This is a genomic window from Myxococcus vastator, from assembly GCF_010894475.1.
In the GTDB taxonomy this organism is placed as follows: domain Bacteria; phylum Myxococcota; class Myxococcia; order Myxococcales; family Myxococcaceae; genus Myxococcus; species Myxococcus vastator.
In genome coordinates this window covers 1-8,383 of record NZ_JAAIYB010000378.1, presented here as the reverse complement: position 1 = coordinate 8,383, position 8,383 = coordinate 1, and the positions used below count along the sequence as shown (strand labels likewise).

6 protein-coding genes are annotated in these 8,383 nt (G+C 73.6%); 1 reads left to right on the top strand and 5 read right to left on the bottom strand.

Annotated features, from left to right (window positions below):
• The first annotated feature begins 69 nt into the window (after window positions 1–69).
• On the top strand, window positions 70–1,158 hold the full coding sequence (locus tag G4D87_RS28720) for a glycosyltransferase family 4 protein (protein WP_163785901.1): 1,089 nt from the start codon (window positions 70–72) through the stop codon (window positions 1,156–1,158).
• On the opposite strand, the gene waaL is transcribed toward G4D87_RS28720, so the two are convergent.
• The 5 genes from waaL to G4D87_RS28695 form a co-directional block, all read right to left on the bottom strand.
• The gene (gene waaL / locus G4D87_RS28715) at window positions 1,098–2,474 is read right to left on the bottom strand and encodes an O-antigen ligase WaaL (protein ID WP_240358683.1); all 1,377 of its coding nucleotides are present in this window, start codon (window positions 2,472–2,474) and stop codon (window positions 1,098–1,100) included. The two genes, G4D87_RS28720 and waaL, sit on opposite strands and share 61 nt — an antisense overlap.
• Window position 2,475: 1 nt before the next feature.
• Window positions 2,476–3,591 (bottom strand): LptF/LptG family permease, encoded by a 1,116-nt coding sequence (locus G4D87_RS28710; RefSeq protein WP_163785899.1) that lies wholly within the window; start codon window positions 3,589–3,591, stop codon window positions 2,476–2,478.
• A complete protein-coding gene (locus G4D87_RS28705; RefSeq protein ID WP_163785898.1) occupies window positions 3,588–4,700 on the bottom strand; it encodes an LptF/LptG family permease in 1,113 nt (370 codons plus the stop codon). The genes G4D87_RS28710 and G4D87_RS28705 overlap by 4 nt, the downstream gene beginning before the upstream one ends.
• The gene (gene purD / locus G4D87_RS28700; protein WP_163785897.1) at window positions 4,697–5,962 is read right to left on the bottom strand and encodes a phosphoribosylamine--glycine ligase; all 1,266 of its coding nucleotides are present in this window, start codon (window positions 5,960–5,962) and stop codon (window positions 4,697–4,699) included. The genes G4D87_RS28705 and purD overlap by 4 nt, the downstream gene beginning before the upstream one ends.
• A gap of 1 nt (window position 5,963) precedes the next feature.
• On the bottom strand, window positions 5,964–8,383 hold a 2,420-nt coding region (locus G4D87_RS28695; RefSeq protein ID WP_163785896.1), incomplete at its 5' end, for a tetratricopeptide repeat protein.

The window sequence follows — 8,383 nt, the reverse complement described above, 5'->3', positions numbered from 1 at the left end:
CGCCCGCCCCCATGGAGGCCGCGCGTGTGATACGCGAAGGCCGTGGCTCACGTCCTCCTCGACCTGCGCATGGTGCGCGGCCGGCTGCATGGGATTGCCCGTTACGCCCTGGAGCTGGCGCGGCGGATGCCCGTGCTCGCGCCCGACCTGCACTTCTCCGCGTTGGTACCCCCCGAAGGGCTCGCTCCCGGCCTGGGTGAGCTGACGCCGCGCATGCCGCTGCACCGCGCGCTGGCCGGGTTTCTTTCGCCCGTTGAGCAGCCGGCGCTCGCGGCGGACCTGCTGAGGCTGGCGCCAGCCGCGTTCCACGCCACGTCCTTCTCGCTGCCCCTCTTCTGGAGCGGGCGGCTGGTGGCCACGCTCCACGACGCCAACCACCTGGCGCTGGCGGACCAGTACTCGCCGGCCCAGTCCCTCTACTACCGCGTCGTCGTGGGCCCTCGCGCGAAGCGGGCCACCGCGCTGGTGACGGTGTCCGGGTTCTCACGCGACGAGCTCGCCAGGCACCTGAAGCTGTCGCCCTACCGCCTCCAGGTGATTCACAACGGGGTGGACGCCCGCTTCCAGCCGCCGACGCAGGCCGAGGCCGCCGCGTTCCGCGAACGGTACGCGCTGCCGGCGCGCTACGTGGCGGCGGTGGGCAACGCCAAGCGCTTCAAGAACCTGGCGCTGCTGAAGGACTTCGCCGGGGAGCTGCCGGTGCCCGTGGTGCTGCTGGCGGGCAAGGGCGCGGTGGCGCACGAGCTGGGGCTTCATGAGAACGTGCTCGACCTGGAGGAGCTGCCCGAGGACCAGATGCCGCTGTTCTACGGCGCGGCGTCGGCGCTGCTGCTGCCCTCGCGCTACGAGGGCTTCGGGCTGCCGGCCCTGGAGGCCATGGGGGCGGGCTGTCCGGTGCTGGCGGCGGACGCGACCGCCCTGCCCGAGGTCGTGGGCAACGCGGCGTTGAGGCTCCCCCCGGACGACGCGGCGGCGTGGCGTGACGCGACGCTGCGCGTGCTCCGCGACGACGGGCTGCGCCGGGAGCTGGTGGAGCTCGGCCGGGAGCGCGTGGCGCGCTTCACCTGGGACGACTGTGCCCGGCGCACCCTGGTCGTCTACCGCCGCGTGCTGGAGACCCCGGCGCCCGGAGGCTCGCGCGGGACGTCTGGCCGATAGGGCGTGGGCGCGCCCTCCAGCGGCAACAGCCCCTGACGGGCGTCCCGGCCGCGCAGGCGCTCACTGCCCTCGCACAGCCCCAGCCCCCAGACGAGCGAGAAGGACAGGTACACGCTGGAGTGGAAAGGCAGGTAGTGCACCAGCGCGAGGATGTGGAAGCCCGCCCAGGACAGCAGCGCGCCCGTGGCCGCGAGCGAGCCCTCGCGGTAGCGCCGGATGAGCGCGCGCCCCAGGAAGCCGTGCATCGCCAGCGTCAGCAGCAGCCCCACCAGGCCCGTCTCCGCCCACACCGTCAGCCACAGGTTGTGCGAATCAGTGGCCAGCAAGTCCGTGATGCCCGTCTCGTCTTGCGTGGCCAGAGCCGCGGGCTTGTGGTTGCCGAAGCCCACGCCCGTCAGCGGGTATTCGCGCACCAGGCTCCAGCCCACGACCATGGCGTGCTCCCGCTCGCCGCCGTAGATGTTGCCCAGCGCCTTCTCCAGACGCGTGCGCCAGGCCGGGCTCATGGAGACGACGGCCACCAGCGCGAACATGAGCGCCAACCCCAGCTTCCGCGCGGAACCCTGCACCAGCAGCAGCAAGGCGACCACGCTGACGAGCAGCGCCGCGCCCAGCGCCGCTCGCGCGAAGGCGTTGTAGATGGAGATGAGCATCCCCATCACCACCGCGCCCGCCAGGATGCGCCGCCGCGCCTGGTCCGCGCTGCCCAGCACCGACAGCGCGGGCCCGAGCGCCGCGATGGCGCCATGCGCGAAGCGAAGCCGGTGGGAGAAGAAGCCCCCCGCCGCGTAGCGCGGAGACTCCTCCGTGCCGAAGTTCTCGTGCAGCCGCCCCAGGTTGAGCTTGAGGAACGCGGGCAGCTCCATGGACCAGCGCACCCGGTTCTGGAACACCCCCAGCAGCGCGGCCAGCAGCCACCCTCCCGCCAGGACGCCCGCCAGCAGCAGCCACGGCACGCCCACGGCGCCAATGCACGCCGCCGCGGCGCCCGCCACCGAGTCCAGCACCTGGCCGTACCGCGAGCCGCGCGGCCACGCCTCCGCCGCGCCCGTCAGCAGCGCCACCGCGGGGGACACCGCCTGCCACAGGCACAGCGCCCCACTGGCCCCGGCATAGGCGCGCACGTCCGGCGCCAGGCGGAGCCGCCCCCGCACCAGCAGAATCGCCGCCAGCAGCACCGCAGCCCCCGTCGCCACCTGGAGGACGACCTCCGCCAGCACCAGGCCCACGGTCCACGTCACGAGCACGGCGTTGATGGCGCGGCGCCAGCGCAGGTCCAGCGGAAGCTCGGACGCGGTTCCCATGAGCGCGGACACGCTACCTCACCGGCAGCCAGCGCCGCGGCAGGGACAGCCGGCCCTCGCGCCGCAACCACACCGCCCCCGCGATGAGGCCCAGCAGCACGGTGGGCGCCCACGCGGCGACGCCAGGCGACAGCCGCTCCGTGAGCACCAGCGTCCGGCACACCATCATCAAGCCCCACATCGCCACCGCCGTCAGCAGGCCCTCGATGATGGCGGCCGTGAGGTGCCCCCGCCGGTTGGCGCGCAGGGCCAGCCCCACCCCCAGCAGCGCCGCGGGGAAGGCCGCCATCGGGTAGGCGAAGCGGTTGTGCAGGGCCAGCTCGAACTGCTTCGTCGCCAGGCCCACGTCGCGGCGCGCGACAATCTGCTCGCGCAGCTCGGACGCCCGCATCTGCTCCGGGCGCCCTGGCCGGATGCGGAACGCGGTGACGGCCACGCCCAGCTCGTACTCCGCTTCCGGGAGCTGCCGCACGGACGTCTTCCCCTCGCCGTCGAAGGTGCGCTCCACCACGTCCGTCAGGCGCCAGCGCATGCCCTCCACCGGGAACATGCCGGAGGCGTCCAGGCGCCGCTGGAGGGTGAAGGACTTCGTCACCGTGAAGACGGACACGTCCTGGAACCCCTCCTGCGCGCCGCCGCCCCGGAGGAAGAAGATGTTGTCCCCACGCCGGAACCACTGCTTCGGCGTGTAGTAGAAGCGCCAGTCGCCCCACTTGTTGAAGCGCTGGGTGGAGATTTCGTCCACGCGCCGGCCGGAGTACGTCGCCACCCGCTCGTCGAAGGCCACCAGCCCCACGCAGGCCACGAACGACGCCACGAGGATGGGCAGGTACAGCGCGGACGGGCCGAAGGTCAGCGCCCGGATGGCCGTGACTTCGCCCTGCTTGCGCAGCGCGGACACCGTGGTGCCCGCCGCCAGCAGCAGCGCCGCCGGCCCCAACTGCTGCACCGACATCATCGCCTTGTAGAAGTAGAGCTCCGCCGCGTCCCGCACCCAGCCCGGCCCCGTGTAGAGCTTCGCGCGATCCACGAAGTCCACCACCACGAACACCAGCACCAGCCCCCCGAGGATGCCCAGGGCGAAGCGCAGGTACGTGCGCAGCACGTAGAGGAAGAGCGTTCCCCTCACTTGACCGTCCCCGAGCGGCTCACCCGGTACAGGGCCCAAAGCCCCACCGCGACGAACACCAGGTTGGCCATCTGCCCCGCCAGGCCCACGGGCAACTGGCCCTTCTGCCCCATCTGCTCGAAGACGCGGCTCAGCAGGTAGTAGAGGACGTAGCCGCCCAGCGTCAGCAGGTAGCCCCACGCCCGGCCCGACTGGCGCCGGCCCATGGCCAGCGGCGTGCCCAGCAGCGCGAAGGCGATGGGCGCCAGCGCGTTCCCCAACCGGCTGTGCAGCGCCATCCGGAACACGCGCGCATCCTCGCCCCGCGCTTCCGCCTCGCGCGCCGCCTCCATCAGCTCGGCGGGCGTCAGCTCCTCACGGGAGAACGAGAAGCGGCTGCGCTTGCCCATGGAGGCGCCCATGCCCACGCTGATTTCGGCCTGGTCGAACCGGACGATGCTGTACTCCTCCGTCTCCAGGCCCGCGGAGCGGTGCACCTCCCCCGCCTCCAGCGCGAAGCGCAGCACCTCGCCGCCGGTGGACGTGCCCACCTGCCCCCGCTGCGCCAGCACCAGCAGCGGCGAGTTCGCCTCCCGGTCGTCATGCAGGAGCACGTGGGTCCACTTCCCGTCCGCGGACACCTGCTCCGCGTACAGCGTCAGGTTGCTGAGGTCCTCGTAGAAGACGCCGGACTTCACGTCGCCCACGGCGTTCTTCCGGATGACCTCGCTCACCAGCACCTTCAGGCCCGCCAGGCCCCAGGGCTGCGCCGTGGAGGTAATGACCAGCATCAGCACGCTGAGCGCCACCGCGATGCCCATCGGCGCGGCCAGCAGGCGCACCGGCCCGACGCCCAGCGCCTGGAGCGCGACCAACTCCCGGTCCTCACCCAGCCGCCCCAGCCCCAGGAGGATGGCCAGCAGGAAGGCGATGGGCAGCGCCATCATCAGGAAGTGCGGCGCCAGGTACGCCAGCAGCCGCGCCAGGTCCACCAGCGTCACCGACGAGCCCAGCAGCACGTCGGTGCCCCGCAGGAACTGCATGACGAAGAGCAGCAGGAACATGAACGCCACCCACACCCCGAGCGGGACCCACAGCTCCCGGAGCAGGTAGCGCGAAAGGCGGCTCACAGGGCGGCCTTCATCCCTCGCGCGCCGATGTCCCGGCGCAGGTGCATGCCCTCGAAGCGCACGGCCGCCGCCGCCGCGTAGGCCCGCTCGCGCGCCTGCGCCAAATCCTGGCCCCGCGCGCACACCGTCAGCACCCGGCCTCCGGCCGTCACGATGCCGCCATCACGCGCCTCCACGCCCGCCAGGAACACCGTGGCGTCGGGCGGCACCGCGTCCAGCCCTTCAATCCGCTGGCCCTTCTCCGGCGCGTCCGGATAACCCCGCGCCGCCAGCACCACGCCCACCGAGGCGCCCGGCGCGGACACCAGCGTCCGCGGCGCCAACGTGCCCCGGGCGCACGCGTCCAGCAGCGGCAGCAGGTCCTCCCCCAGTTGCATCATCAACACCTGCGTCTCCGGGTCACCGAAGCGCGCGTTGAACTCCAGCACCTTCGGGCCGCCGCGCGTGAGCATCAGCCCCGCATACAACACACCCCGGAAGGGAGTTCCGCGCTGGCGCAGCACGGCCAGCGTCGGGGCGACCACGCGCTCGCCCACCTCGGCGAGCTGCGCGGCGGACAGGAAGGGCGCGGGGCTGTACGCGCCCATGCCGCCGGTGTTGGGCCCCGTGTCGCCTTCGCCCACGCGCTTGTGGTCCTGGGACAAGGGCAGCATGGCGTAGCGCTCGCCATCACACAGCGCCATCGCCGACACCTCTTCGCCCTCCAGCAGCTCCTCCAGGACCATCGTCTGGCCCGCGACGCCCATGGCGCCCACGGCCCGCACCGCCGCGCGCGCGGCCTCCACGTCGTGGGCGACGATGACGCCCTTGCCCGCCGCCAGGCCATCCGCCTTGACGACGATGCGCCCCTGCGCCACCGCGTAGGCCTCCGCCGCCGCCACGTCGGTGAACGTCCGGAACGCGGCGGTGGGCACGCCGGCCTCGGCCATGATCTCCTTCGCGAAGGCCTTGGAGCCCTCGATGCGCGCGCCCGCCGCCACGGGCCCGAAGCAGGGGATGCCCGCGTCGGCCAGCGCGTCCGCGACGCCCGCGACCAGCGGCGCCTCCGGGCCCACCACCACCAGGTCCACCGCCTCGCGCTTCGCGAACGCGGCGACCTCCGCGGGTACGTCCGCGCGCAGGGCCACGTTGGTGCCCAGCTTCGCCGTGCCCGGGTTGCCAGGGCCGCACCAGAGCTGGGTCAACAAGGGACTCTGCGACAGCTTCCACGCGAGCGCGTGCTCACGGCCACCGGAACCGAGCAGCAGGACCTTCACATCCACCTCACCGTTCCAACAGGAAGAGCATCCGCTTCGCGGGGAGGTAGGCCGGATCCAACCCCACCACCTTCACCAGGGTGTCTCGCGCCGCGTCCTTGCCCCGGGCCGACTCCAGCTGCGCCAGCCGCGCCTGCGCCGACAGCAGGGTGGGCGCCAGGGCCAGCGCGTCCCGCAGCGCGCGCTTGGCCGGCTCCACCTGCCGGGCCTCCGCCAGCGCCAGGCCGCGCGCCAGGTGCGACACCGGCAACTGCCGCCCCGCCGCCGCGGAGCGCTCACCCAGGCGCCGGGCCTCCGCCGTGGCCCCTCGTCGCAGCGCGATGAGCGAGCGGTAGGCCAGGGCCCCCGCGTTGTTCGCGTCCACCTCCAACACGCTGCGCAGGTGGCGCTCGGCCGCGTCGAACTGGTGCTGGTGGTAGCGCAGCAGTCCTTCGTACAGCAGCGGAGACGGATCCTCCGGCCCCTCGGACAGCGCGAGGATGGCCCCCTCCACGCCCTCCACCGTCTCGCGTGGGCGCAGCCAGTAGGCGGACGTCGCGGGCCGCGGCTCCAGGCGGAGCGGGTCCGACTGCAAGGCCTGGTGCAGCGCGCGGAAGGCATCGTCCCGCCGCTTCGCGCTCGCCGCGGCGACGCCCGCCAGCAGCTGCGCGTCCAGCCGCCGCGCGTCCAGCTTCACCGCTTCCTGGAAGGCCTCCAGCGCCTCCAGCGGCTTCTTCTCCAGGAGCAGCAGCCGGCCTTCGAGCACCTTCTCCAGCGCGCCGTCCTCCAACTGCCCGCGGAAGCCCGGCAGATGGGCTCGCGCCTTCTCCGCGTCGCGGCGGCCCACGGCCACCAGGAAGAGCTGGAGGTGCGCCTCGGGCAGGTCCTTCACGAGCCGCAGGGCCTCTTCCGCCGACTTCACCGCCGCGTCCTGACTGCCCGCGGTGCGCTCCGCCGCCGCCAGGTGCACCAGCACCTCGGCCACCTCGGGCGCGTCGTAGCGCGCGCGGTTCTTCATCAGCGCGCGCAAGTCCCTCACCGCGCCCGCGGCGTTGCCCTCCGCCTGGTAGCGCAGCATCGCCAGCGGCAGCAGCGCGCGCAGCTCGCCGGGCTCCGCCTTCACCCGGGCCTCGTACAGCTTGCGCGCCTCCGCGGGCTCCCCCACCTCCTGGTAGATGCGGGCGGTGAGCGCCAGACTCTCCCAGTCCTTCGGGCTCGCCTCCAGCCGATTGCGCAGCGTGTCCAGCGCGGCGGAGTACTCACCGCCCGACACATGCGCGAGCGCGCGGTAGTAGTGCAGCCGCTTGATGTCCGGCGACAGCTGCTGCGCGGAGTCGAAGTGGCTGCGCGCCAGCTCGCGGGACGACGACAGCCACGTGCGGCCCAGCACCAGGTGCGCTTCGGCCCTCTGCGCGTCGGGGAGCTCCGCGCGGGCCAGCAGCTCCTCGGCGAGCGGACGGGCCTGCTCGGGCTGCCCGGAGCGGGCCAGCAGGAGGTTCGCGTGCGCCAGCAGCAGCGGCGCCGTGCGGCCGGACCGGGACTCCGCCGCCGACAGCAGCGCGCGGGCCTCCTGGAACGTCGCGTCGTCCATGCGCGCGCCGCGTCCCAGGGCCAGCGCCTGGACGTAGCCCGCGATGGCGGCGTCGTTGGCCGGGTCCAGCACCAGCGCCTGCTGGAAGGACTCCTCCGCCTCCGCGTACGCGAAGCGCTCGTCACGGGCGAGCTGCTGCTGCCCATACGCGAACCGCTCCGCGCTGGTGCCCTGAATCTCCAGGTACTTCAGCTTCCAGCGAGGCAGCACCGCCTGCACCGCGTCCGGGATGGGGGCCGCGGGTGGAGGGCCCGCCTGGCGGCGCGACGCCTCCTGCTGCTGGTACAGGAAGTAGCCGCCCACGCCTCCGCCCACGACGACGAGCCCCACGAGGCCCGCCACCAGCCCGCCCTTGCCTCCACGGGAGCGCCCGGCGCTGACGCGCACCGGCGCGGAGCGCGAGCCGCTGCGAGGCTCCGCGCCCAGCTGCGGCGTGGCGGCGCGGAGGCCACTGCGAGGCTCCGGCCCCATGTCCGGAATGATGTCGGTGCTGATGGGCACGCGCGCGCCCCCGCGGGACTCGGTGCCGTTCGCTGGCTCCAGGCCCTGCGCCTCCGATGCGGCGCCCCCACCCAGGTCCGCCATGGGCGGCAGGAAGTCGGAGCTCCCCGCCGGAGCGGCCGGACGGCTCGCGGCGGCGGGCGGCACCTGCGCGGAGCCAGGCTGGCGGCAGTCGTCACAGATGCCGAGCGCCTGGTCGAAGGAGTCCGTCAGTGCCCTCTGGCAGACGCGGCAGCCGGACGTCGCGGCCGGCGCGGCGGCGGGCTTCGCCGGACGCGAAGGCTGGGACTCCAGGCCCTGCGGCGCGGAGGGCGCCGGTCCCAGGAAGTCGAGCAGCGGGTCCTCCGCCCCCGCCC

Excerpts from the sequence above, each read along its gene's own strand:
- G4D87_RS28720 (WP_163785901.1), top strand. The coding sequence starts at position 70 with ATGGTGCGCGGCCGGCTGCATGGGATTGCCCGTTACGCCCTGGAGCTG.